Source organism: Streptomyces sp. NPDC032721 (genome assembly GCF_055579625.1).
The window spans coordinates 79213-103129 of sequence record NZ_JBVIMX010000024.1 but is presented as its reverse complement, the minus strand read 5'-3'; the positions used below and the strand labels follow the sequence as shown (position 1 = coordinate 103129).

Sequence of the window (23917 nt, the reverse complement as noted above, 5' to 3'; positions counted from 1 at the left end):
GGAGGCCTTTCTGGTGTGCGTCACACGATGTGCGTTACGCGGTGAAGGTCGCGGTCAGCGGCCCAGCGCGGCGACGCCGGCCTGCGCGAACTTCTCGTCCAGGTCGCCGCTGGGCGCACCCGCGACACCGATGCCCGCGACCGGAACGCCCTTGGCCTGGACCGGGGCGCCGCCACCGAGGAAGAGGGTGCCGGGGATGTCCTTCAGGTTCGGGGCCTGCTCCAGGCGCTTGACGAGCTCGGAGGTGGGGGCGTTCCAGGAGACGGCGGTGTAGCCCTTCTTCACGGCCGACTCGGGGGACTGCGGGCCGGCGCCGTCGCCGCGCAGGGTGACGATGGTGTTGCCGTTGCGGTCGACGACGGCGACGGAGACGCGCTGGTTCTCCTTCTTCGCGGCGTCCAGGACGGCCTCGGCGGCCTTCGTCGCGGCGGCGACGGTGAGGTGCGTGGACTGCTGCAGGTTGCGGTTCGCGGTGTCGGCCTTCACGGCGACGGCCGTCTCGGCGGCCGGCGCGGAGGCGTTGGCGGACACGGCGCCGAAGGTACCGGCACCGAGGGCGGCGACGGCGACGGCACCGGTCAGGACACGGGTGCGGAGAGCGAGCTTCTTCATGGTGTTGCTCCAGAGATCGAGTGCGGTAGCAAGGCTGGGAGTGGGACGGAGAGCGGCGGGGGAGCCGCTCTCCGTCTGCTTCCAATCCTGGGTCCGCCCACCCCTGCGTACGGTCGGTGCACCGGCTCTCCCCTGCGCCCCGGCCGGCCGACAACGGGGTCAGCTGATCGGTTGATGCGGGGGTGGTCCGGGTGGGCCAGGATGGCCGTGTACGTGCTGTTCAGGACCGGTATGTACGCATGGACGACGGGCAAGGAGCCGCACGGTGCGACCGGACGAGACCCAGGACCCCACCGGCGGGGGCAACGGCCCCGCCCCCTCCCCGGACCCGGACGCCCGCTGGCTCGCACTGGTCATGCACGCGGCGTTCTTCCTGCTGCTGGGCGCCTCCCTGGCCCGCTTCCTGCTCCGCCACCCCGGCGAGACCCGCACCCCCTGGATCATCGCCCTGAGCCTCACCCTCGCCACCCTCTACCTCCTGAACAGCACCCGAGCCCCCTTGGGCGGCGGGGCCGCCCCGAGCCCCCGAGCCCCCTTGGGCGGCGGGGCCGCCCCCCGGGGGCGGAACGGGCGGGCAAGGGGGCGGCCCCCGGCGGAGCCGAACAACTCGCCCCGGCCCCACCTCCGCCACGGCTCCCGGGCCCGGACCCGGACCCACCCCCTCCACACCCACCTCCTCCTCACCGCCGTAGTAATCGTCTGGATGGTCCTCGTAGTCCTCGCCCCCAGCTTCGCCTGGTGCGCCGTCCCGCTCTTCTACACCGGCCTCCGCACCCTCCCCGCCCGCACCGCCCTGGCCCTCGTCGCCCTCCTCACCGTCTTCGTCGTGGCCGCCCAACTGGAGCTCGCCAAGGGCGGGTTCGACCCGAACCTGGTCCTCGCCCCGCCCGCCGTGGCCGCCATCGCCGCCGGGATGTTCGTCTACATGCAGCGCCAGGCCGCCCGCCAGCGCGCCCTGATCGACGACCTCATCCGCACCCGCCGCGAGCTCGCCGCCACCGAGCGCCGCGAAGGCACCCTCGCCGAGCGCCAGCGCCTCTCCATGGAGATCCACGACACCCTCGCGCAGGGCCTCTCCAGCCAGCAGATGCTGCTCCAGGCCGCCGACCGCACCTGGGACGCGGACCCGTCGACCGCCCGCCGGCACGTCCGTACCGCCACCTCCATCGCCGAACGCAACCTCGCCGAGGCCCGCCGCTTCGTCCACGACCTGGCCCCCGCCGACCTGGCCGAGGCGGGCGCCCGGGGCGGCGGCCTGGAAGAAGCGCTGCGCGCCGTCGCCGCCCGCGAGAACGCCCGCTTCCACCTCGACGGCACCGCCCCCGCCCGCCCGCTCCCCGACCGCGTGCAGTCCGCCCTGCTCCGCATCGCCCAGGGCGCCCTGGCGAACGTGCGCGAGCACGCCGGGGCCACCCGTACCGCGGTCACCCTCACCTACCTGGACGACCAGGTGCTGCTGGACATCGCGGACGACGGCCGGGGCTTCACCCCCACCACCACCCCGTCCCCCTCGGGCGTACGCGGCCACGGCCTGCCCGCGATCCGCGCCCGCGTCCAGCAGCTCGGCGGCACTCTCGCCGTAGAGTCGGCCCCCGGCGAGGGCACGGTCCTGTCCGCCGCGATCCCCCTGGACCTGGAGGCCCTGTCGTGAACAGCCCGCGTACGGTACGAATCCTGCTCTGCGACGACCACGTGGTCGTACGGGCCGGACTCCTGGCACTCCTCAGCAGCGAACCGGACATCGAGGTCGTCGGCGAGGCGGGCAACGGGGAGGAGGCCGTCGCGATGGCCGCCAAGCTGGCCCCCGACGTCGTACTGATGGACCTCCAGCTCGGCGCGGGCATCGACGGCGTGGAGGCCACCCGCCGGATCGCCGCCACCAACACCGGCACAGGCACCGGCACCGGCACCGGCACCGGACCCGGCACCGGCCCGCACGTCCTGGTCCTGACCACCTACGACACGGACGCCGACATCACCCGCGCCATCGCCGCCGGTGCCACCGGCTACCTCCTCAAGGCCGAACGCCCCGAAGAGCTCTTCGCCGCGATCCGCTCCGCCGCCGAGGGCCGCACCACCCTCTCCCCGCCGGTCGCGAGCCGGGTGATGGCCCAGATGCGGGGCGCCGCGGGCCCCACCCTCACGGAACGCGAGTCGGACATCCTGGCGCAGCTCGCGCACGGTCTCGGCAACCGGGAGATCGCCCGGGCCCTGTTCATCAGCGAAGCCACCGTGAAGACCCATCTGGGCCGCATCTACGCCAAGCTCGGGGTGGACACGAGGGCGGGTGCGGTGGCGGTGGCGAAGGAGCGGCGGCTGCTGCCCTGAAGTCCGCGCGGGGCCTTCAGAACTCGCTCGTGTCGAGGTCGAAGCCGAGCGGCTCGGGCAGCGGGACCTTGCCCGGCATGCCGTACGCCACCTTGCTGACGTAGTCGTCCCCCGCGGGCTCCGTGCACAGCACGGCCTTTCCGGCCTCGCGGTCGATGAGCAGATAGGCGGGAATTCCGGCGCGGGCGTAGCCCCGGAGCTTCTTCACGCGGTCGTTGCCAGCGGTGGAATCGGACGTGACCTCGGCGACCAGAAGGACCGGCGCAGGGTCGTGGTACTCCAGGGAGTCGGCAAAACTGCCCTTGGGCGCGACGACGAGGTCAGGGACGGCCTTGCCGGTGGCGGAGGACCCCGTGATGAGCAGACCGACACCTGTGTACGGGCGTAGTTCACGGTCTCCGCGCCGTAGTACCACCTGCTCCGCAACCTCGGACACCATCTCTTCGTGCTCGCCGTTGGCAGGGGGTGTCACGTGGATGTTCCCTTCGATCATTTCCACCCGCCAGCCCCTCGGGGCAACGGCGCTGAACACATCGAAGGCTTCCTCGACCGACATGGCCGGGTTCTTGTCCTCGAACTCGCCGGACTCGTCCTCGAAGTCGAACGAATCCCACTCGGGTACGGGCAGTGCCATGACGGACCTCCTTCGCGCAGCGCGACGCTTCCAGAGTAGGCCGGTCCGCCCGCCGGGAACGGGCTGCCGTTCACCCGAACGTGTGCGCGGATACGTTTCTCCGGCCCGGCCCCCGCCGTGCGACCATCGACTACGTGCTCGACATCGGCTACTCCCTCTCCCGCCGCTTCCCCGACCCCCCGCAGACGGACTACCGCCGTGCGGACGTGCGGTCGCTGCGGCACGACCTGTTCTGCGGCGACGTGTACCTCGCGGACACCAAGGCGGACCGGGAGGTATCCACAGCCTGGGGATGGGTTCCGGTGCTCGACTTCGCGTGGGCGCTGTGCGACATCGTCGAGCAGCTCGACCAGGACCCGCGCGGCAACCGCTCGGCGCTCCGGCAGTACGCCGAGATCGACTTCACCGAGTCCACCGACCGCATGCTCTTCGAGCGCCGCTTCGGCTGGGTCGACGTCGAGGCGGACTGGATGCCCGCCGAGGAAGCCCCGCTGACCTTCGGCCACCGCCTCCTCCGCCGCGAGGCCCGCGACTTCCTCCACGACGTGATCGCCGACCTCACCGACATGCACGACGGCCTGGACGACAACCCAGCGATCTGGACCCTCCTGAGCAAATACCCCCGCCTCGACTCCTGACCCAGCCGCCTCCTCGGCGGACATGGCCGGCGCCTCCCGCTGCGCTCGGTGTGCGGCTGCCGCAGGCGCTCAGCGGTGTCGCGCCTGCGGCGGGCAGGTGCCCCTCCCCGCCCCTTCCCTAGACCGCTCGCCGCGGGGCCGCACCACCCCCACCCCCCTAGCCCCCTTGGGCGGCACGGCCGCCCACGTTGCCCCGCCCTCTTGGGCGGCGGGGCCGCCCACGTTGCCCCGCTCCCTTGGGCGGCGGGGCCGCCCCCCGGGGGCGGAACGGGCGGGCAAGGGGGCGGCCCCCGGCGGAGCCGAACCCTCCGGTCCCGCCCCACCTCCGCCACGTACACCCCCACCCCGGCGCGCCCCCCTACTCCGCCACCCGAACCCCCAACTCCGCCGCAAAAACCCCCGCCAGCTCCATCAACTGCACAGGACTGATCACCGCCCCCCGCAACCGATCCACCCCCCGCGCAACCCCCAGCTCCGCCACCGTCCGCAGATCCACGTCCCGCATCGTCACCCCGCTGAAGTCCGCCCCCCTCAGCACACAGTCCCGGAACTCCACCCGCTCCAACTTCGCGTCCATGAAGTCCGGTTCGACCAGAACACACCCCTCGAACAGCACATCCTTCAGCTTCGACTTCCGCAGGTTCAGATAGTCGATCTTCCCGCCGCGCACCACCACCCGCTCCAGCACCGACCCGTGCAACTGCGTCCCGCCCAGCCGCGCATCCACGATCTCCACGTCCCGCAGCGACGCCTCCGCGAGGTTCGTCCCCACCCCGCGCACCCGTTCCAGGACCGAGTCCATCACCCGCACCCGGCTCAGTACCGTCTCGTCGAGCGCCACCCCGTACAGCCCGCAGTCCATGAACCGCGCCCCGCGACCCTGCTGCCCGGCGAGGTCCAGCTCGCGGAACTCAAGGCCGTCGTAGTCACCCTCCGACTCCAGCTCGCCGTCCTCGAAGGGCACCAGCTCCGGGAGCCGCACCTCCGGGCGCCGTACAGCGGGAATCCCGTCCTTCTTCGCATCACGTGCCATGCGTCCCATGCTCCACCCGACCACTGACAACGCACCCCGATGTCACATCCCGGCACCCCCCATCCGTCACCACTCCCGAAGGCAGCACCACACCCTCGGGAGCCCACCATGAACAACAGCACCACCACCCTCACCGTCATCGGCGGCGGCCTCGCCGGCCTCGTCTCCGCCGTCACCGCCGCCGAATCCGGCACCCCCGTCCACCTCCACGAGTCCCACCACACCCTCGGCGGCCGTGCCCGTACCGCCGCCACCAGCCCGTACAAGACCAACGAGGGCCCGCACGCCCTCTACTCCCGCGGCCCCCTCTGGACCTGGCTCCAGCAGCGCGACCTCGTCGGACCCGCCGCCGCCGTGCCGCTCCGCGCGTCCCTCCTCACCCGGTTCCACCGTGACGGCGCGCTGCGCCGGATGCCCCCGCTCCCCGTGCTCCGTCTCGGCCGCAAGCATGCGGGGGACGCGCCCGTCGACACCGACTTCCACAGCTGGGCGTCCGCCCTGATCGGCGAACGACACGCGCGGTACGCCGCCAACGCCATCGGTGTGGCCACCTTCCACCACGACCCCGGCACCCTCTCCGCCCGCTTCGTACAGGAGCGCCTGCACCGCGTCCTCGCCATGCCGCCGGAGGCCAAGTACCCGGTCGGCGGGTGGAGTTCGGTCGTCGAGCGGATCGCCGCCCACGCCCGTTCGCTCGGCGTGCGCATCGAGACCGGCTCCCGCTTCTCAGCGTCCGATCTCTCCGACGCCGCCACCGCCGGGCCCGTGATCGTCGCCACCTCTCTCCCCGCCGCCCGGCACCTCCTCGCCGACGACTCCCTCACCTGGGAGAGCGGCCGGACCGCGCTGCTCGACCTCGGTCTGCGCACCCGGCGCGGCGACGCGTTCATCGTGTCCGACCTCGACGCCCCCGGCTGGGTCGAGCGCTTCACCGCCCAGGACCCGACCCTCGCCCCGCCCGGCGAGCAGCTCATTCAGGCCCAACTCCCGCTCGCCCCGGGCGAGTCCAGGTCCGTGGGCATCGCCCGCGCCGAGCACCTCCTCGACCTCGGCCTCCCCGGCTGGCGCGACCGGGTCACCCACCGCGCCGAGGCCGTCGCCACCGGCCGCACCGGCGCGCTCGACCTGCCGGGCACCACCTGGCGCGACCGCCCCGCCATCGACCGGGGCAACGGCATCTACCTCGCGGGCGACCAGGTCGCGGCCCCCGGCATGCTCGCCGAGGTCTCGCTCAACAGCGCCCTGGAGGCCACCTCCCTCGCCCTGCGCACCGCGCACATCTCGCGGCTTGACCGGCTGGACCGGCTGGACCGGCTTGACCGGCTTGACCTCAAGAGCGCTTGAGGTACGAGAGTGATCCACGTACCGCCACCACGGCGGGCAACACCGCGCACCCCACCGGGAGTCGACCATGCACGCGATCCGCCTCCACGCCTTCGGCCCGGCCGAGAACCTCTCCTACGAGCAGACCGAAACCCCGGTCCCCGGCCCCGGCCAGGTCCGGATAGCCGTCGCCGCGTCCGGCGTGCACCTCCTGGACACCGCCCTCCGCGAGGGCATGCAGGGCCCGTTCCCCGCGCCCACCGAGCTGCCGACCATCCCCGGCCGCGAGGTCGCGGGCACCGTCGAGTCCCTGGGCGAGGGCACCGACCCGAGCTGGCTCGGCCGCCCAGTCGTCGCCCACCTGGGAATGAACCCCGGCGGCTACGCGGAGTTCGCCGTCACCGACGCCGCCAAGCTGCACCCCCTGCCCGCCACCCTCGACGCCGCCGAGGCCATCGCCATGATCGGCACGGGCCGCACCGCCCTCGGCATCCTCCAGTTCGCGGAGGTCACCGCCGACACCGTGGCAGTGGTCCCGGCCGCCGCGGGCGGTATCGGCACGCTCCTCGTCCAGTACGTGAAGAACGCCGGCGGCACCGTGATCGGCCTGGCCGGCGGCCCCGCCAAGGTGGCCCGCGTCGAGGAGAACGGCGCCGACCTCGCCGTCGACTACACCCTCCCCGGCTGGGCCGACCCAGTGATCGAGTTCCTCGCCTCGCGCGGCCTCGGCGGCGCCACGATCGTCTTCGACTCGGTCGGCGGCGACACCGGCCGCACCGCCGTCGACCTCCTCGCCCCGGGCGGCAAGCACCTGGTGTTCGGCTGGTCCGGCAAGGGCCCCCGGGACGGCGAGCCCCTCACCTTCACGGAAGAGGAACTCACCGCACGCGGCATCACCTCCGAGCAGGTACTCGGCCCGAAGATGTTCGAGAAGGTCGGCACCGCAGACCCCCTGCGCACCCTGGAGACCCGCTCCCTGGCCCTGGCCGCCTCGGGCGAACTCCGCCCCGCCGTACAGCGCTACCCCCTCGCGGAAGCCGCCAGGGCCCACCGCGAACTGGAGAACCGGGGCACGGTCGGCAAGGTGGTCCTCATCCCCTGACGCCCACCCTGACGGAACATCAACTGCCCAGCTCCTTCAGTGCGTTGTCGGTAAGCCGGTACACGTCCCACTCGTCCTGCGGACGCGCGCCCAGCGCCTCGTAGAAGTCGATGGAGGGCCGGTTCCACTTGAGCACCGACCACTCCAGCCGCTGGTACCCGCGCTGTACGCAGGTACGGGCCAGCTCCGTCAGCAGCGCCTTGCCGTACCCGCCGCCGCGCTCTGTGGGCCGTACGTACAGGTCCTCCAGGTAGATCCCGTGCACCCCGCGCCAGGTCGAGAAGCTCAGGAACCAGACCGAGTAGCCGACGACCCTCCCGTCCGGGGACTCGGCGATGTGCGCGTACGCGGCGGGGCTCGGCCCGAAGAGGGCGGCGCGCAGCTGCTCCTCGGTGACGCGGACCTCGTCGAGGGCCTTCTCGTACTCGGCCAACTCACTGATCATGGCCAGGATTTCGGGCAGGTCGTCCACGGTGGCAGGGCGAATCATGGGGTGAATCACGGGGCGAATCATGGCGGCAGGGTAGCCGGACCCACCGCACGCCTGCTCAACTGCCGGACAGGCCCCCGAGCAGCAGCCCGGCCACCATCAGGTCGTCCTCGTCCAGCCCCTCATCGTCCTCCACGCTCCACAGCGCGTTCTGCAGGATCCGCCCCAGGGTCCACGCCTTCGCCCGCTCCCGGTCCAGCCCCATCACCTCGGTCATCGCGTCGAAGCGCCACCGCACGTCGGCCGGGTCGAAACGGTTGTTGAGGGCCGGCCACAGGTCGAAGCCCGGGTCGCCGACGAGCGGCTTGGGGTCGATGGCGACCCAGCCGCCCCGCCCGGCGAGCACGTTCTCGAAGTGCAGGTCCCAGTGGAGCAGCGCCTCACCGGGCTCGCCCATGACCTCCCGTACGGCCGCCGCACAGTCGGCGACCAGCCGCCGTTCGGCCGGATCGGCGACGTGCCGCAGCGCGTCCGGCGTGTCCGCGACCATCCGCGCCGCGATGTCGCCGAGCCGCCGCATCCCGGCGGGCGCGGGTACGGCGTGGAAGCGCGCGAGCATCCCCGCGATGGTCAGTACGCCCTGCCGCGCATCCGGCTCGTCGTCGAGCGAACGGGTGGAGTCGAGGCGCTCCAGGAGCAGCGACCCGTTCTCGGGCGCGTGGTCCAGTACGTGCACGGCGCCCAGGTCCGCCCAGGCCAGCAGCGCGTCGGCCTCCCCGGCACTCTCCTCGTTGAGCGCCTGCAACTTCAGGGCGGCGGGAGTGCCGTCCGCGCGGTGTACGGGCAGGACGAGCGCCGCCATCCCGTGCATCGAAGGCCCGTCGACCGTCAGCTCCCAGCGGGCCAGCATCTCCGCCGCCAGCCCGGGGAGCGACTCGATGAACGCGCGCCCCGCCTCTCCCTCGTACCGGATCTGCGTGTCGGCGAGCTCCGCCGGAATCTCGATGTCGATCACCCGGCCGACCCTACTTTTCCGGCGCGGCCCACCGCATGCCTTTTCCCACGAACCGGGACAATCCACCCCATGTCCCCCGCGTCCGCATCCACGTCCGCGTCCCCGCCCCCTTCCCCGTCCACATCCACGCCCGTCAAGCGCACCGGCCGCGCCGTCCGGCGGTACCTGCGCTCCGCCCCCGCCACCCACCTCTGGCTCCTGCTCCTCTTCCTCACCACCGTCGCCGTGCGCCACATGGACCCTGCCTTCACCGACGAGTTCCTCCGGCAGCGCTCCACCAACATCCACCACCTGGCCGAGGACCCCGTCCACGTCCTGATCTCCTCTGCGCTCTGGACCGACGGCGGCGGCTGGCTCTTCTACGTCGTCCTCTACTCCGTGTTCCACGCGCCCGCCGAACGCTGGCTCGGCACCCTGCGCTGGTTCGGGGTCGTGGCGATCGCGCACGTCGGAGCCACCTACCTCAGCGAGGGCGTGCTGCTCTGGGCGATCCGGCACGGGATGGCACCGGCGAGTGCGGTCAACACCCTTGATGTGGGCGTCAGTTACGCACTCGCCGGAGTGGTGGCCGTCCTCACGTACCGCATCCCCACCCCCTGGCGGTACGCCTATGCCTTCGGGGTGCTCACCTTCTACGCGCTCCCGCTGGTGAGCGGGCGCACCTTCACCGACATCGGCCACTTCACCGCCGTACTGATCGGCCTGGCCTGCTACCCGCTCACTCGGGGGCGGGGACGGGGGCGGGCCCGCCAGCCCCACTGACCCCTCTGACCCCACTGGCCCTTCTGAGCCCTCTGGCCTCGTACGCCTCCATCACTTCCCCCCAGAACTCCAGCCCCCGCACCACCTCATGCCGCAACCGCGCCCGCCGCTCACCCTCCCCCGTCGGCCTGACCTCCTCGTACGCCCGGCGCAGCTCCTCCGCCACCTCCGCCGTCAGCCCCGCCAGCCGCTCCCGCACCACCACGTCCCAGTCGACCGCCCCCGCACCCCGCCCCTCCCGGTGCAGCTCCACCACCGGCAGCCTGCGCCCCACCGCCCACACCACCAACTGCGGCACATCGCGCCACAGATGCGCATGCCCGTACCTCTTGCCACGGGCCAGCCGGGCCACCACCTCCCGTACCTCGCGGGCGATCATCACCGCCCGGAGCACCCCCACCGCCTCCGTGTTCTCGTTGAACACCGTCCGGTACGCCGCCCCGTCCCGCTCCGCCCACAACCGTTCACGGCCCTCCGCCGTGCCCGCCGCGTGCGCCACCTCCAGGCGTGCGCCCGGCGCGAGGCAGGCGAGGGCCGCCGTCGCCTCCTCGACCGTCACGCAGGCCGCACCCGCACCACTCTCCCCGTACGGCTCCCGCGCCTCGCCTCTCCGTACCGCGAACCGCACGCCGTCCGCCCGGAATTGCCGCATCACCCGCAGCAGGTTCGGGTCCCGTACGAGCTCGTCCTGCGCGGTCGCGGCATTGCGCCTGCGATCCTCCGCGTCCAGCTCCCCGCGCACCACGTCCACCGCGGGCCCCGTCACCACCTCCAGCCGCACCACCGACTGGCGCAGCCCCTCCACCGGCATCCCGTCCGCGAAGGCCCGCTCCAGCACCCCCAACCGCTGTACGCCGTCCAGCACTTCGGGCACCGCGATACGCACCACACCCCGGTTCCGCGTCCCCGCCGGGTCCCACCGCACCAGCTCCGCGCTCAGCACCACGGAGCCCACCACCCCGAAGTCCCACGGCCGCTCCCACAAGAGGTCGGCCAACTCACCGTTGGCCGCGCTCCCGCCGAGGAACCCCCGCCTGCCCCCTTGCCAGTCCCACCCGGTCAGCTGGTCCGCACTCACCCACACCAGCCACCGCTGGTCACCGACCCGCTCGACCCGCTCCGGTCTCAGCACCAGCCCCTCGAAGTCGGAGGGGACGGTCAACGGCACGGCCTGCGGCGGCAGGAACAGAACATCAGTCACACCCCACCCAACGCCCGTACCACCCCCCAGGTCGCGCCCGCGAACACCCCGGACACCCCCGCCGCCCCCGACAGTCCGTCGAGACCCAGGCCCCCCACACCCACCGATCCGCCCATTGCCCCGCCCCACCCCCGCCCGCTAGCGTCCCCGAACCACCCCTGAGCAGCCACGAAGCCAGCACCCAGCACCCAGCACCCACAGCCTCAAGCCACCCAGGACGAAGGCCACCATGAGCAGCACCCCCCACGCCCCCACCACCAACGGCGGCATCTCCTTCTGGTACGCCGACGAGGGCATACCCGCCCCCCGCGAGCCCCTCCCCGGCGATGCCACCGCGGACATCTGCATCGTCGGCGGCGGATACACGGGCCTCTGGACGGCGTACTACCTGAAGAAGGCCGTCCCCTTCCTCAACATCACCGTCCTGGAAGCGAAGTTCTGCGGTTACGGGGCCTCGGGCCGCAACGGCGGCTGGCTCTACAACGGCATCGCGGGCCGCGACCGCTACGCCGCGCTGCACGGCCACGAGGCCGCCGCCCGCCTCCAGCAGGCCATGAACGACACGGTCACCGAGGTCATCGACACCGCCTCCGCAGAAGGCATCGAGGCCGACATCCACCGGGGCGGCGTACTCGAAGTCGCCTACACACCGGCCCAGTTCGGCCGCCTCAAGCAGTTCCACGCCGCCGAGGTCGCCTTCGGTGAGAAGGACCGGCTGCTGCTCGGCGCCCGCGACACCGCCGCCCGGATCCGGGTCGCCGGAGCGGTCGGCTCCACCTGGAGCCCGCACGGCGCCCGGCTGCACCCCGCCAAACTCGCCAAGGGCCTGGCGGACACGGTCGAGGCCCTGGGCGTGACCATCCACGAGTCCACGCCCGTCACCGCCATCGAGCCCAAGCGCGCCCGCACCCCGTACGGCACGGTCCGCGCCCCGTACATCCTGCGCTGCACCGAGGGCTTCACCCCGAACCTCAAGGGCCAGAAGCGCGACTGGCTCCCCATGAACAGCTCGATGATCGTCACCGACCCGATCCCGGAGTCCCGCTGGCAGACCATCGGCTGGGAGGGCCGCGAGAACCTCGGCGACATGGCGCACGCCTATATGTACGCCCAGCGCACCGCCGACGACCGCATCGCGCTGGGCGGGCGGGGCGTCCCGTACCGCTTCGGCTCCCGCACCGACAACGACGGCCGCACCCAGGCCGCGACCGTCACCGCGCTACGCGAGATCCTGGTCCGCTTCTTCCCCGCGCTGGCCGGCACCCGCGTCGCACACGCCTGGTCCGGCGTCCTGGGCGTCCCGCGCGACTGGTGCGCGACCGTCACCCTGGACCGTACGACCGGACTCGGCTGGGCGGGCGGCTACGTCGGCTCCGGCGTCGCCACCACCAACCTCGCCGCCCGCACCCTGCGCGACCTCTTCCTCCAGGACAGCGGCCAGGGCGGCGACACCGGGCTGACCTCGCTGCCCTGGGTCAACCACAAGGTCCGCAAGTGGGAACCCGAACCCTTCCGCTGGCTGGGCGTCCAGGGCATGTACGCCGCCTACCGCGAGGCCGACCGGCGCGAGCTGACCGGCCGCTCACCGAGGACCGACCCCATCGCCCGCGTCGCCGACCGCATCGCGGGCCGCTGAGCCACTCACGCGTCGGACCACTCACACGTCAGCCACTCACACGTAAAGGAGGATCTTCCCCCGGAGCCGGCCGCGCTCGCCGTGGGTGTGCGCGGCCGGGAGGTCGGAGAAGGGGAAGGAGCTGTCGATACGGCTGTGGAACGTGCCCGCCGCCACCATGCCGAGCACCGGGCCGAGCGGTTCCGCGGTCGGGGTGCGGCTGCCCGTGGAGGTCCGTACGCCGAGCGAGGCGTCCTCGAATCCGGCGATCGTCAGGACGCGCTCCGGATCGCCGGTCAGCCGGACGGCGACGGCCGCGAAGCCATGGCCCGCCGCGTCGTAGACCGCGTCGACACCGTGCGGAGCCAGCGCACGGATCCGCTCCTCCACTCCGTCGCCGTACGGGACGGGTACGGCACCCAGGGACCTGACGTGGCCGTGGTTGGGCTCGGAGGCCGTACCGATGACCGTCACACCCCGGGCGGCGAGGAGCTGGACGGCGGCGCCGCCCACCGTGCCGGCGGCCCCGTTGACCACCACCGTCCAGCCCGGCAGGACGCCTAGGGCGTCGATGCCCCGGGTCGCCGTCTCCACGGCGACGGGCAGGCTGGCCGCGGTCTCGAAGGACACCCCGTCCGGCAGGACCGCGAGAGCTTCGGCGCGGACCGCGCAGTACTCGGCGTAACCACCGGTGTGGGAGAAGCCCGCCACCCGGTCGCCGACCGACACCCCGGTCGTCCCGGGCCCCAGGGCCTCGACGGTCCCCGCGATCTCCTTGCCGAGCACGGCGGGGAGCGGCGTGGGGAACGCGTCCCGCAGCTCTCCGCTGCGGATCTTCCACTCCAGGCTGTTGATCCCGATGGCGGCGGTACGCACCAGAACCTGTCCGGGCGCCGGGACGGGGGTGGGGAGGGCGGCCAGCTCGAAATTGCCGGCGCCGCCGAACGCGGTGAGGAGTTGGACTTTCACTGTGCCTGTGACTTTCGGAGCGTGGGGGGATACAGGGGGGCTTCAGGACGTGCTGGTCCGCTGGGGGGCGGCGTCGAGCTGCTTGCTGCGCCGGTTCATCCAGGCGGCGACCAGCGCACCGGACAGGTTGTGCCAGACCGAGAAGACCGCGGCCGGGAGCGCCGACAGCGGCGAGAAGTACGACGCGGCCAGCGAGGCGGCGAGCCCGGAGTTCTGCATGCCCACCTCGAAGGCCATCGCACGGCTGGCCGCGGGTTCCAGCCGGGCGGCCCGGCCCGCCGCGTAGCCGAGTGCGAGGCCGAGGCCGTTGTGCAGGACCACCGCGAGCAGGACGACGGCCGCCGCCTCCTTGAGCGCGGAAGCGCTGGCGGCCACCACGATCAGGACGATCACTCCGACGACGACCGCCGACAGCCAGGGCAGCGCGGGCAGACAGCGGCGTATCGCCCCGGCGGCCAGCTTGCGCACGAGCAGTCCGGCGAAGACCGGGATCAGGACGGTCTTCATGATGTCCCAGACCATCGCCCCGGCCTCGACGTCCAGGATGTGCCCGGCGAGCAGCAGCACCAGGAAGGGCATCACGAGCGGGGCGATGACGGTGGAGACGGTCGCCACGGACATCGACAGCGCGACGTCGCCGCGGGCCAGGAAGGTGACGACGTTGGACGCCGTACCGCTGGGGGCACAGCCGACGAGGATCACGCCCACCGCCAACTCCGGCGAGAGGTCGAGGACTTGAGCGATGACCCATCCCAGCCCCGGCATGATCACGTAATGGGCGACCAGCCCGAGACCGACCGCCCAGGGCCGTTTGGCCACGCTCCGGAAGTCGGCCGACGTCATCGTCAGCCCCATACAGAACATGATCAGGCCGAGGAGGTACGGGATGGCCGGCTTCCCCCCGGCGAACGCCGACGGCGCGGCGAGGCCGACCCCGCCGGCCACGAGCACCAGCAGCGGAAAAACGGTGACGGCGAGCCGGGCCGTGCGCTCGGTACCGACGTTCTCGTCGGCAACAGGGCCGGACGGGACCGGAGTCCGAAGGTTGTCCATGAACGGTTCCTCCTGATGCGGCTGATCCGGCGACCCGCCACCAGGCCGCCACACGTGCTGGCGTGCGGGAGGGCGTCCGGTCCTGGTGGGGTTCGTACGTCGGATGGTCAGTCGACCGGCACCGCGCGCACCGCGCCCGTGTCCGCCGACTGGGCCCAGGCCGCGTAGGCGCGCAGCGCCGTCGTCACCGGGCGTTCGGCGCGGACCGGGCGGTAGCCCGTGCGGTCGCGGTCGGCGCGGCGCTCGGCCAGTTCCGGCTCGGGCACCTCCAGGCCGAGGCCCCGGCCCGGGATGTCGACCGTGATCAGGTCGCCGTCGACGACGAGGGCGAGCGGGCCCCCGGCGGCCGACTCGGGCGAGACGTGGCCGACCGAGAGACCCGAACTGCCGCCGGAGAAGCGGCCGTCGGTGACGACCGCCACCGTCTCGGCCAGGCCCCGCCCCTTGAGGTAGGCCGTGGGGTAGAGCATCTCCTGCATGCCGGGGCCGCCGCGCGGTCCCTCGTACCGGATCACCAGGACGCTGCCGGGCTCCACCCGCCCGGAGAGGATCGCCTCGCAGGCCTCCTCCTGCGAGTCGGTGACCACGGCCCGGCCGGTGAAGACGGTCATGCCGTCGGCGACGCCCGCGGACTTGACCACCGCGCCGTCCGGGGCGAGGTTGCCGCGCAGGACGGCGAGGCCGCCGTCCTCGGAGAAGGCGTGGGCGCGGTCGCGGATGCAGCCGGTGGCGGCGTCCACGTCGAGGGAGTCCCAGCGGGCGGACTGGGAGAAGGCGGCCGAGGAGCGGACGCCGCCGGGGGCCGCGTGGAAGAGGTCGACCGCCTCGGGCAGCGGCGACGGGGCGCGGACGTCCCAGTCGGAGAGCCACGCGTCGAGCGAGTCGGCGTGGACGGCGTGCACGTCGGTGCGCAGCAGTCCGGCACGGTTCAGCTCGCCCAGGAGGGCGGGGATGCCGCCCGCCCGGTGCACGTCCTCCATCAGGTAGTCGCTGCTGGGGGCCACCTTGCAAAGGCAGGGGACCTCGCGCGAGCGCTGCTCGATGTCCGGGAGCCGGTAGTCGAGTTCGGCCTCGTGGGCGGCGGCCAGCAGGTGCAGCACGGTGTTGGTCGAGCCGCCCATGGCCAGATCGAGGGCCATCGCGTTGTCGAAGGCGGCCCGGGAGGCGACCGCGCGAGGCAGGACGGAGGCGTCGTCCTTGCCGTAGTACCGGCCGGCCAGGTCCACGACCGTACGTCCGGCCTGCTCGTAGAGCGACTTGCGGGCGGTGTGGGTGGCCAGGGTGGTGCCGTTGCCGGGCAGTGCGAGGCCGAGCGCCTCGACGAGGCAGTTCATGGAGTTGGCGGTGAACATTCCGGCGCAGGAGCCGCAGGTCGGGCAGGCCGACTCCTCGATGGACTCCATGTCGGCGTCGGAGACCGCCGGGTTGACCGCTTCGGTGATGGTGTTGACCAGGGTGAGCCCGGAACGGACCGTGCCGTCGGCCATGACCGCCCGGCCGCCCTCCATGGGGCCGCCGGAGACGAACACGGTGGGGATGTTCAGGCGCAGCGCGGCCATCAGCATGCCCGGCGTGATCTTGTCGCAGTTGGAGATGCAGACCAGCGCGTCCGCGCAGTGCGCCTGGACCATGTACTCGATGGAGTCCGCGATCAGTTCGCGGGAGGGCAGCGAGTACAGCATCCCGAAGTGCCCCATCGCGATGCCGTCGTCAACCGCGATGGTGTTGAACTCCCGGGCGATACCGCCCGCTTCGCGCACCGCCTCGCTGACGATCCGGCCCACCGGCTGGAGGTGCGTGTGGCCGGGCACGAACTCGGCGAAGCTGTTGGCCACCGCGACCACCGGCTTGACGCCGATGTCCTTGCCGGGAACGCCGGAGGCGCGCATCAGGGCGCGCGCGCCGGCCATGTTCCGGCCGTGGGTGACAGTGCGGGATCTCATCTGCGGCATGTCCCGCATGTTCACGGAACCGGGCCCCCGCAGGAAGACGCCCTGACTACTGGCACTCCCACTACCAGCACTTATCCTGCGTGCATGGGATCAGCAGGAGAGCGAAGGAAGGAACTGGGCGGCTTCCTGCGCGCCAGCCGTTCCCGGCTCGACCCGACCGAGGTCGGCCTGCCGCCCGCCGGACCGCGCCGCCGCGGCGGCCTGCGCCGCGAGGAGGTCGCCACGCTCTCCCAGGTGAGCGCCACCTGGTACACGTGGCTGGAGCAGGGCCGCGACATCCAGCCCTCCCGGGACGTGCTGAACGCCCTGGCCCGCACCCTGCGCCTGTCCCCGGCCGAGCACGGGTACGTGCTGTCGCTCGCCGGGTACGCACCCGCCCCCGAGCAGTCCCGGCCCACCGAGCACACCGCGCCCGACCACGTGCAGCGGCTCCTCGACGCGCTCGCCGGCTTCCCCGCGTACGCCATCGCCCCGGACTGGACGATCACCGGCTGGAACGCCGCGTACCTCGACCTGTACCCGAACGTGGCCACCGTGGACCCGGCCGAACGCAACCTCCTGTGGCTGGTGTTCACCGATCCCTACGTCCGTGACCTCCTGCCGGACTGGGAGGTGACGAGCCGTCGGTTCCTCGCCGAGTTCCGCGCCGAGGCGGGACCGAGGGTCGGCGACCTCGCCCACTCCCCCGCCGTACAGCGGCTGCTGGAGACGAGCCCGGAGTTCCGGGACGCCTGGCAGGACCACCACATCGAGGGCTTCACCTCCCGGCTGCGTGCCTTCGACCACCCCACGTCGGGCCCGTGCTACTTCGAGCACCACCGCCTCGCTCCCGCCGACCACCCCGACCTCTACGTGGTCGTCTACACACCGGCACAGGCACCCGAGAGGTCGGAATCCTCCTGAAAAGCCCGCGCCCATAAAGATCTTTTACGCTTGACACCACCGCCTCCCGTGATGAACGATCCACACCGCGCCGGGGGGAACGGTCATGCCGTGGGCGACAGTTGCGCAATGCGGAAGGTGTTCTCCCCCTCTCGTCGTTGAATCGGTACGCCCGGCGTTGTGCGTACCGGCAACAGGAATGTGCGCAGCAAACGCCCGGTTCGGCCGGCCCGCCGCCGAACATCTCACCTCCTGCCACCCATGACGGGGATCGATCGCGTCCGCGAATCGCCCTGCCATGAACTGGAGTTGATTCAAGGAGACTCAATTGGCCGTCCTCTGCCGCCCCGCCGTCGCCGTACCCGAGTACGTCATCACCATGGAAGAGACCCTGGAGTTCGCCGCCAAAGCACATGCGGGGAAGCCCCAACTCGCCCTGGCACTAAGGCTGATAGAGAACACCGGTGTGCAGAAGCGCCACCTGGTCCAGCCGATCGAGAGGACGCTGAGCCACCCGGGATTCGAGGAACGCAACCGCATCTTCGAGATGGAATCGAAGAAGCGCTGCCCGGAAGTCATCGAGAACGCCCTCGGCAACGCCCAGCTCCGGGCCTCCGACATCGATGCCATCATCTACGTGTCGTGCACCGGATTCATGATGCCGTCGATGACCGCCTGGCTGATCAACTCCATGGGATTCCGTTACGACACGCGGCAGATACCCATCGCCCAGCTGGGCTGTGCGGCAGGCGGCTCCGCGATCAACCGGGCCCAGGACTTCTGCGCCGCCCACCCCGGCAGCAACGTCCTCATCGTCTCCTGCGAACTGTGCTCGCTGTGCTACCAGCCCGACGCGGACGACGTCGGCTCGCTGCTCTCCGACGGCCTCTTCGGTGACGCGGTCGCCGCCGCCGTGGTGCGCGGCACCGGCGGAACGGGCATCGCCCTGGAGCGCAACGCCGCCTACATCATCCCCAACACCGAGGACTGGATCTCCTACGCCGTCCGCGACACCGGCTTCCACTTCCAGCTCGACCGCCGCGTCCCCGGCACCATGGAGCCGCTCGCTCCGGTACTCCGCGACCTCGCGTCCGGCCACGGCTGGGACGCCGGTGACCTGGACTTCTACCTCGTCCACGCCGGTGGCCCGCGCATCCTGGACGACCTCGCCAAGTACCTCGGCGTCGACCGCACGGTCTTCCGGCACAGCTGGGCGACGCTCACCGAGTACGGGAACATCGCCAGCGCGGTGGTCCTCGACGCGGCCCGGCGGCTGTTCGAGGAGGCCACCCCGGACGCCGGCGCCACCGGCCTCATCGCGGGCTTCGGCCCCGGCATCACCGCCGAGATGGCCCTCGGCCGCTGGAGCGACGGCACCGTCCCGGCAGCCCGCTGAGAGACCGGAAAGGCGACAGGCGACAGGCGACAAGCACATGACCGATCTCATCCTCCCGCCGGGCGCGGGCCGCAAGCTGGTCACCCCGGCACAGGAAGTCACCTTCAAGGCCACCCACGAAATGGGCTCGTCCATGTCGATCTTCGAGGTGGTCGTACCGCCCGGATTCGACGTCGGGGCACACGTGCACACCGAGTCCCAGGAATTCTTCTACGTCCTTCAAGGCGAGCTCGAAGTCCTCTGTTTCGAGCCCGTCGAGCGCACGCCCGACACCTGGCACCACTGGAAATCCCCCAAGGGCGACCGGGCCGTACGCGCCGTCGAGGGAAGCTGCATGTTCGTTCCCCCCGGCACCCCGCACGCATTCCGCAATGCGACGGACAAACCGGTGAAGATGCTTTTCCAGAGCTTCCCCTCACCGGACCACGAGCAGTACTTCGAAGAAATCGCGGAGATCTGGTCCCGCGGCACGACGGTGGACGCCTCGGCCGTGGAGGACATGCGCAAGCGGTACGACGTCAACCAGATCACCCCCCTCCGTTTCGAGCGCCCGCAGCCGGGCGACAACGGACCCCGAGCCGAGGAGAGCAAGAAGTGAACGCCACCGTAGGAATCGACGAGATCCATTCCGCCATCAAGGAATCCGCAAAGCTGCTCGAACTGCCGCTGGAATCCGAGAAGGTGAAGACCGCACTGGCCGCCTTCGAGGAGGCATTCACCAATTCCACGGTGGCCTTCCGGATCGCCACCGGAACGCGCCGCGAAAAGCTCCTCGGATACCGGTACATCAAATACCGGGGTGACCTCGACCCGCTGGAAACCGCACTCGCCGCAGGAATGGTGGAGCCCAGCGACCACCCCGCGGCACGCCTCTTCCACGACGTGAAGAAGAACTTCCCGATCGAGGGCACCGGCGGCGACTTCGAGATAGCGGCCGGATTCCAGAAGATCTGGTGCTTCTTCCCCAGCAGCCGCCAGCAGCCGCTCGACGAGTTCGCGAAGCTGGAGACGATGCCGCGCGCGGTCGGCGACAACCTCGAACTCCTCGCCCGCTACGGCCTCACCAAGGCCAGCCTCTTCGCCGTCGACTACACCTCCCGCACCCTCAACATCTACTTCGACGGCCTGCCCGCCGGCACGTTCGCACCGGACAAGGTCCGCGCGCTGACCGCCGAACTCGGCATCCCCGAGCCGACCGAGGCCGAACTCGCCCACTGCGCGGCGGCCTTCGCCGTCTACTTCACCTTCTCCTGGGACTCCTCGGAGATCGACCGGGCGTGCTTCCCGGTACTCGTCCCGGACGCCGGCCTCGTACCCACCACCCTGGGCCCGACCATCACGCGCCTCGCCCAGGAGGTCCCGTTCGCCGGCGAGGACCGCAAGTGCATCTACGCGACGACGCTGTCCGCGCGCGGCACGTACTACAAGCTGGAGCCCTTCTTCTACTGGAAGCCGGAACTGGTGGACGCCATGCACCTGGACGGCGCCCCCGAGGAGCAGCCCGCCTAGGGACGCAGGGACGTTCCGAGCGTTCCGTGCGTCCCGGCCGACGCCGACGAGCCCCGTGGCGGACAAGTCCGTCCGCCCGGCTCGTCGGCCGGCGCCTCCCCCAGCCCGTCGCCGACCTGCCATGTGAAGGAAATCCATGTCTCTCAGCACGACCGAGGCCAGTGCCCCCAGTACCGGTGAGTCCCCGGCCCCCGTGATGCTCGAATTGGTGGACGAGGAAGGCAACACGATCGGCACCGCGGAGAAACTGTCGGCCCACCAGGCCCCCGGCAGGCTCCACCGGGCGTTCTCGGTGTTCCTCTTCGACACCGAGGGCCGGATGCTGCTCCAGCGCCGGGCGCTCGGCAAGTACCACTCCCCCGGCGTGTGGTCGAACACCTGCTGCGGCCACCCCTACCCGGGCGAACTCCCCTTCCTCGCGGCCACCCGCCGCACCAGCGAGGAACTGGGCCTGGCCCCGGCACTCCTCAGGGAAGCGGGAACGGTCCGCTACAACCACCCCGACCCGGTATCCGGCCTGGTGGAGCAGGAGTTCAACCACCTCTTCGTGGGCCTGGTGTCACAGCCGGCCAGGCCCGACTCCGAGGAAGTGGCGGAGACCGCGTTCGTCACCGCGTCGGAACTCGACGACATGCGGCGGGACGGGGCCTTCTCGGCCTGGTTCCCCACCGTCCTCGACGCGGCCCTCCCCGAGATCCGCAAGCTGGCGGCTCCCGGCGGCTGGTAGACCCTGCCATGTCCAGCGAACAGATCGTCGTCTTCCTGCTCGACCTCGCACTCATCCTCGCCGGCTGCGCACTGCTCGGCGCTCTCGCCACCCGGCTGGGACAGCCCGCCGTGATCGGCGAACTCCTCGGCGGCATCCTGCTCGGCCCCACCCTGCTCGGGCAGTGGTCCCACGTGGTGATCCCCGACGGGATCCGGCCGGTGCTCACCGGACTCGGAAACGTCGGCGTCGCCCTCTTCATGTTCGGCCTCGGCCTGGAGTTCCAGCGCGGCACAGCGCGCGGCGGCGGCCGCAAACCGCTCGGCATCGCCGTGGGCTCCCTGCTGCTGCCGTTCGTACTGGGCTCGATGCTCGGCCTGGCCCTCGTACTCACGGACTACTGGCAGCAGCCGGACCCGACGGGCTTCGTCCTGTTCATGGGGATCGCCATGGCCGTCACGGCATTCCCTGTGCTGTCCAGGATCCTCGTCGACCGGGGCATCGCGGGCACCGAACTGGGATCGCTCGCGATGGCCGTCGCCGCGGTGGCCGACGTGCTCGCCTGGTGCGGACTCGCCGCGCTGGTCGCGCTCACCGGTGCCACCGGCGGTACGCCGTGGCTGGCCGCGCTCGTCGTGCCGTACGCCCTGGTGATGGTGTGGGTCGTGCCGCCGCTGCTGCGACGGCTGCTCGCCACGGGGTCGCCGAACACGGTGGCCGCCTGCCTGTTCGGCGGCTGCCTCGCGAGCAGCGCGGTCACCGAACTGCTCGGACTGCACTTCATCTTCGGGGCGTTCCTGTTCGGGCTGATCACCCCGCGCATCGCGGGCACCGGGGAGCTGGCGCAGAAGGCCTCCCTGGTCAGCCGGTTCTTCCTGCCCACGTACTTCGTGGTCGCGGGCCTCCAGGTGAACCTGGAGGTCACCGCGGCGGCGCTGGGCCTGCTCGCCGTGATCGTGCTCGTCGCGGTGACCGGGAAGCTGGCCGGCACCTACGCCGCCGCACGGGCCTGCCGACTGCCCCACGAGACCTCGGCCCTGCTGGCCCTGCTGATGAACACCCGGGGCCTCACCGAGCTGATCGTCCTCACCACCGGCATGAAGCTCGGCCTCATCAACCAGGAGCTCTACTCGGCCATGGTCGTGATGGCCCTCCTGACCACAGCGGCCACCGGACCCCTGCTCACCCTCTACGGATCACGCCGGGCAGCCGTCCCTGTCCCACCGTGACGCCCCCGACCCACAGCACCACCGCACCTCGGCCCTCGGCCGACCGCACCACGAACGTGAAGGAAAGAACTGTGTCGAAAAACGTCCTGGTAGTGGGCGGCGGCCCGGCCGGATCGGTCACCGCGACCTTCCTGGCGCAGGAGGGCTTCTCCGTCCGGCTGATCGAGAGCCAGCACTTCCCGCGCTACCACATCGGCGAGTCCCTGACCCCGGCCAGCCGAGCCGTCCTGGAGATCCTGGGCGTCGCGGACAAGCTGGACGAGCTCGACTTCCAGCGCAAGCGCGGGGCCGTCTTCGCCTGGGGCGAGGACACCTGGGTGATCGACTGGAGCAAGATATTCGGCAAGGACGTGCACACCTGGCAGGTCGACCGGGGCCGCTTCGACACGTTCCTGCTGGACAACGCCCGTGACAAGGGCGTCAAGGCCGAACACGGCATCACCGCCAAGTCGGTGGAGTTCGGCCCCGACGGCCGCCCGTCCGCGGTCGAGTGCAAGGCCGAGGACGGCACCACGTTCACCATCGACGACTTCGACTTCCTCGTCGACGCCTCCGGCCGCTCCGGCCTGCTGAGCAAGCAGCTGCGCAACCGCAGGCAGCACGAGCTCTTCCGCAACGTCGCGATCTGGGGCTACTGGGACAACGCGGCCGCGCTGCCCGACTGCCCCGAGGGCGGCATCAGCGTGATTTCCTCCCCGAAGGGCTGGTACTGGGTCATCCCGCTGGGCGGCGGCCGCACCAGCGTCGGCCTCGTCACGCACAAGGACCTGTTCGCCGCGGACAAGCGGCAGCACGCGGACACCGAATCGCTCTACCACGCCTACCTGGACGAGTCCGTAGAGGTAAAGGGCCTGCTGTCCGACGCCACCTACACCGGGCACGCCCGCGTGGAGACGGACTACTCCTACATCGCGGACGACTTCTCCGGCCCCGGCTACATCATGGTCGGCGACTCCGCCTGCTTCCTCGACCCGCTCCTCTCCAGCGGCATCCACTTCGCGATGTACGGCGGAATGGTCGGCGCGGCAGCCCTCGCGTCGGCCGCCCGGGGCGAGGTCACCGAGGCCGAAGGCCTGCGCTTCTTCGAGTACTCCTACAAGCGCGCGTACAACCGCATGCTGACCCTGGTCAGCAACATGTACCAGGGCTACCGCGGCAAGGACGACTTCTTCTGGACCGCCGACCGCCTCGTCGGCAAGGACCTGACCGGCAAGGAGGAGGCCTTCGGCGAAGTCATCGGCGGCCTCGCCGACATCCGGGAGGCCACCAACGCCTCGACGAGGGTCGTCTCCGCGGAACTGGAGGAAGAGGCCCGCCGCATCCAGCAGGGCGAGGAAGCCGGCCAGAACCGCCCCCTGTTCCTCGCCCAGCCCCAGCTGGCCCAGGTGGAGGAGCCCATCGACGGCCTCCAGCTGATCACCACCCCCCACCTCGCCCTGCAACGCGTCCCCACGACCCCGGACCCCGCCGCCACCTGACCCACCCGAGCCCCGGCGCTCCCCCGGAAAACGCGAAAGCCCCAGGTCAC

23 protein-coding genes are annotated in these 23917 nt (G+C 71.5%); 14 read left to right on the top strand and 9 right to left on the bottom strand.

Going from position 1 to position 23917, the window contains the following annotated elements; translation table 11 throughout:
• Positions 1-54: 54 nt before the first annotated feature.
• Positions 55-612 (bottom strand): GlcG/HbpS family heme-binding protein, encoded by a 558-nt coding sequence (locus tag ACZ5PB_RS36920; RefSeq protein WP_468697388.1) that lies wholly within the window; start codon positions 610-612, stop codon positions 55-57.
• A 355-nt stretch (positions 613-967) separates the two neighbouring features.
• On the opposite strand from ACZ5PB_RS36920, the gene ACZ5PB_RS36915 reads away from it, so the two are divergent.
• Entirely contained in the window at positions 968-2263 is a 1296-nt protein-coding gene (locus ACZ5PB_RS36915; RefSeq protein WP_468697463.1) for a sensor histidine kinase, read from the top strand.
• Complete coding sequence (locus ACZ5PB_RS36910) at positions 2260-2940, top strand: response regulator (protein WP_468697386.1); 681 nt, start codon at positions 2260-2262, stop codon at positions 2938-2940. The genes ACZ5PB_RS36915 and ACZ5PB_RS36910 overlap by 4 nt, the downstream gene beginning before the upstream one ends.
• Positions 2941-2956: 16 nt before the next feature.
• On the opposite strand, the gene ACZ5PB_RS36905 is transcribed toward ACZ5PB_RS36910, so the two are convergent.
• On the bottom strand, positions 2957-3574 hold the full coding sequence (locus ACZ5PB_RS36905; RefSeq protein ID WP_468697384.1) for a Uma2 family endonuclease: 618 nt from the start codon (positions 3572-3574) through the stop codon (positions 2957-2959).
• Between the two features lie 134 nt (positions 3575-3708).
• Here ACZ5PB_RS36905 and ACZ5PB_RS36900 point away from each other — a divergent pair, with 134 nt between their 5' ends.
• A complete protein-coding gene (locus ACZ5PB_RS36900; protein ID WP_468697383.1) occupies positions 3709-4212 on the top strand; it encodes a hypothetical protein in 504 nt (167 codons plus the stop codon).
• Positions 4213-4570: 358 nt separating this feature from the next.
• On the opposite strand, the gene ACZ5PB_RS36895 is transcribed toward ACZ5PB_RS36900, so the two are convergent.
• Positions 4571-5254 (bottom strand): pentapeptide repeat-containing protein, encoded by a 684-nt coding sequence (locus tag ACZ5PB_RS36895; RefSeq protein WP_468697381.1) that lies wholly within the window; start codon positions 5252-5254, stop codon positions 4571-4573.
• 99 nt (positions 5255-5353) lie between these two features.
• On the opposite strand from ACZ5PB_RS36895, the gene ACZ5PB_RS36890 reads away from it, so the two are divergent.
• Complete coding sequence (locus ACZ5PB_RS36890) at positions 5354-6589, top strand: NAD(P)-binding protein (RefSeq protein ID WP_468697379.1); 1236 nt, start codon at positions 5354-5356, stop codon at positions 6587-6589.
• 67 nt (positions 6590-6656) lie between these two features.
• Positions 6657-7670 (top strand): zinc-binding dehydrogenase, encoded by a 1014-nt coding sequence (locus ACZ5PB_RS36885; RefSeq protein WP_468697377.1) that lies wholly within the window; start codon positions 6657-6659, stop codon positions 7668-7670.
• A gap of 19 nt (positions 7671-7689) precedes the next feature.
• Here the strand turns inward: ACZ5PB_RS36885 and ACZ5PB_RS36880 are convergent, their stop codons facing one another.
• Positions 7690-8160 (bottom strand): GNAT family N-acetyltransferase, encoded by a 471-nt coding sequence (locus ACZ5PB_RS36880; protein WP_468697375.1) that lies wholly within the window; start codon positions 8158-8160, stop codon positions 7690-7692.
• Positions 8161-8218: 58 nt separating this feature from the next.
• Positions 8219-9115, bottom strand: coding sequence for an aminoglycoside phosphotransferase family protein (locus ACZ5PB_RS36875; protein ID WP_468697373.1), 897 nt, complete (start codon positions 9113-9115; stop codon positions 8219-8221).
• A gap of 69 nt (positions 9116-9184) precedes the next feature.
• Here ACZ5PB_RS36875 and ACZ5PB_RS36870 point away from each other — a divergent pair, with 69 nt between their 5' ends.
• Positions 9185-9877, top strand: a complete 693-nt coding sequence (locus ACZ5PB_RS36870; protein ID WP_468697372.1) for a rhomboid-like protein — start codon at positions 9185-9187, stop codon at positions 9875-9877.
• Here ACZ5PB_RS36870 and ACZ5PB_RS36865 read toward each other — a convergent pair.
• Positions 9834-11078, bottom strand: coding sequence for a hypothetical protein (locus ACZ5PB_RS36865; protein ID WP_468697370.1), 1245 nt, complete (start codon positions 11076-11078; stop codon positions 9834-9836). The two genes, ACZ5PB_RS36870 and ACZ5PB_RS36865, sit on opposite strands and share 44 nt — an antisense overlap.
• 229 nt (positions 11079-11307) lie before the next feature.
• Here ACZ5PB_RS36865 and ACZ5PB_RS36860 point away from each other — a divergent pair, with 229 nt between their 5' ends.
• Positions 11308-12714 carry an NAD(P)/FAD-dependent oxidoreductase gene (locus ACZ5PB_RS36860; RefSeq protein WP_468697369.1) on the top strand — a complete coding sequence of 469 codons (1407 nt, stop codon included), beginning with the start codon at positions 11308-11310 and terminating at the stop codon, positions 12712-12714.
• A 36-nt stretch (positions 12715-12750) separates the two neighbouring features.
• Here ACZ5PB_RS36860 and ACZ5PB_RS36855 read toward each other — a convergent pair whose 3' ends face one another.
• From ACZ5PB_RS36855 to ilvD, 3 genes are all read right to left on the bottom strand, one after another.
• Positions 12751-13662: an NADP-dependent oxidoreductase gene (locus tag ACZ5PB_RS36855; protein WP_468697367.1), complete on the bottom strand. Its 912-nt coding sequence runs from the start codon at positions 13660-13662 to the stop codon at positions 12751-12753.
• Positions 13663-13704: 42 nt separating this feature from the next.
• Positions 13705-14715: a bile acid:sodium symporter family protein gene (locus ACZ5PB_RS36850; RefSeq protein WP_468697366.1), complete on the bottom strand. Its 1011-nt coding sequence runs from the start codon at positions 14713-14715 to the stop codon at positions 13705-13707.
• Between the two features lie 107 nt (positions 14716-14822).
• Positions 14823-16667, bottom strand: a complete 1845-nt coding sequence (gene ilvD, locus ACZ5PB_RS36845; protein WP_468697364.1) for a dihydroxy-acid dehydratase — start codon at positions 16665-16667, stop codon at positions 14823-14825.
• An 84-nt stretch (positions 16668-16751) separates the two neighbouring features.
• On the opposite strand from ilvD, the gene ACZ5PB_RS36840 reads away from it, so the two are divergent.
• From ACZ5PB_RS36840 to ACZ5PB_RS36810, 7 genes are all read left to right on the top strand, one after another.
• Entirely contained in the window at positions 16752-17570 is an 819-nt protein-coding gene (locus ACZ5PB_RS36840) for a helix-turn-helix transcriptional regulator (RefSeq protein ID WP_468697362.1), read from the top strand.
• A gap of 307 nt (positions 17571-17877) precedes the next feature.
• Positions 17878-18945, top strand: coding sequence for a type III polyketide synthase (locus tag ACZ5PB_RS36835; protein WP_468697361.1), 1068 nt, complete (start codon positions 17878-17880; stop codon positions 18943-18945).
• Between the two features lie 37 nt (positions 18946-18982).
• Complete coding sequence (locus ACZ5PB_RS36830) at positions 18983-19543, top strand: cupin domain-containing protein (RefSeq protein ID WP_468697360.1); 561 nt, start codon at positions 18983-18985, stop codon at positions 19541-19543.
• Positions 19540-20454 (top strand): aromatic prenyltransferase, encoded by a 915-nt coding sequence (locus tag ACZ5PB_RS36825; RefSeq protein ID WP_468697358.1) that lies wholly within the window; start codon positions 19540-19542, stop codon positions 20452-20454. Before ACZ5PB_RS36830 ends, ACZ5PB_RS36825 begins: the two co-directional genes overlap by 4 nt.
• Before the next feature lie 136 nt (positions 20455-20590).
• A complete protein-coding gene (gene idi / locus ACZ5PB_RS36820) occupies positions 20591-21181 on the top strand; it encodes an isopentenyl-diphosphate Delta-isomerase (protein WP_468697356.1) in 591 nt (196 codons plus the stop codon).
• Positions 21182-21189: 8 nt separating this feature from the next.
• Positions 21190-22389, top strand: a complete 1200-nt coding sequence (locus ACZ5PB_RS36815; protein WP_468697354.1) for a cation:proton antiporter — start codon at positions 21190-21192, stop codon at positions 22387-22389.
• A gap of 71 nt (positions 22390-22460) precedes the next feature.
• Complete coding sequence (locus ACZ5PB_RS36810) at positions 22461-23867, top strand: NAD(P)/FAD-dependent oxidoreductase (RefSeq protein ID WP_468697352.1); 1407 nt, start codon at positions 22461-22463, stop codon at positions 23865-23867.
• Positions 23868-23917 lie beyond the last annotated feature (50 nt).

Excerpts from the sequence above, each read along its gene's own strand:
- ACZ5PB_RS36920 (WP_468697388.1), bottom strand. The coding sequence starts at position 612 with ATGAAGAAGCTCGCTCTCCGCACCCGTGTCCTGACCGGTGCCGTCGCC.
- ACZ5PB_RS36915 (WP_468697463.1), top strand. The coding sequence starts at position 968 with ATGCACGCGGCGTTCTTCCTGCTGCTGGGCGCCTCCCTGGCCCGCTTC.
- ACZ5PB_RS36905 (WP_468697384.1), bottom strand. The coding sequence starts at position 3,574 with ATGGCACTGCCCGTACCCGAGTGGGATTCGTTCGACTTCGAGGACGAG.
- ACZ5PB_RS36895 (WP_468697381.1), bottom strand. The coding sequence starts at position 5,254 with ATGGGACGCATGGCACGTGATGCGAAGAAGGACGGGATTCCCGCTGTA.
- ACZ5PB_RS36890 (WP_468697379.1), top strand. The coding sequence starts at position 5,354 with ATGAACAACAGCACCACCACCCTCACCGTCATCGGCGGCGGCCTCGCC.
- ACZ5PB_RS36885 (WP_468697377.1), top strand. The coding sequence starts at position 6,657 with ATGCACGCGATCCGCCTCCACGCCTTCGGCCCGGCCGAGAACCTCTCC.
- ACZ5PB_RS36880 (WP_468697375.1), bottom strand. The coding sequence starts at position 8,160 with ATGATTCGCCCTGCCACCGTGGACGACCTGCCCGAAATCCTGGCCATG.
- ACZ5PB_RS36870 (WP_468697372.1), top strand. The coding sequence starts at position 9,185 with ATGTCCCCCGCGTCCGCATCCACGTCCGCGTCCCCGCCCCCTTCCCCG.
- ACZ5PB_RS36860 (WP_468697369.1), top strand. The coding sequence starts at position 11,308 with ATGAGCAGCACCCCCCACGCCCCCACCACCAACGGCGGCATCTCCTTC.
- ACZ5PB_RS36850 (WP_468697366.1), bottom strand. The coding sequence starts at position 14,715 with ATGGACAACCTTCGGACTCCGGTCCCGTCCGGCCCTGTTGCCGACGAG.
- ilvD (WP_468697364.1), bottom strand. The coding sequence starts at position 16,667 with ATGCCGCAGATGAGATCCCGCACTGTCACCCACGGCCGGAACATGGCC.
- ACZ5PB_RS36840 (WP_468697362.1), top strand. The coding sequence starts at position 16,752 with ATGGGATCAGCAGGAGAGCGAAGGAAGGAACTGGGCGGCTTCCTGCGC.
- ACZ5PB_RS36830 (WP_468697360.1), top strand. The coding sequence starts at position 18,983 with ATGACCGATCTCATCCTCCCGCCGGGCGCGGGCCGCAAGCTGGTCACC.
- idi (WP_468697356.1), top strand. The coding sequence starts at position 20,591 with ATGTCTCTCAGCACGACCGAGGCCAGTGCCCCCAGTACCGGTGAGTCC.
- ACZ5PB_RS36815 (WP_468697354.1), top strand. The coding sequence starts at position 21,190 with ATGTCCAGCGAACAGATCGTCGTCTTCCTGCTCGACCTCGCACTCATC.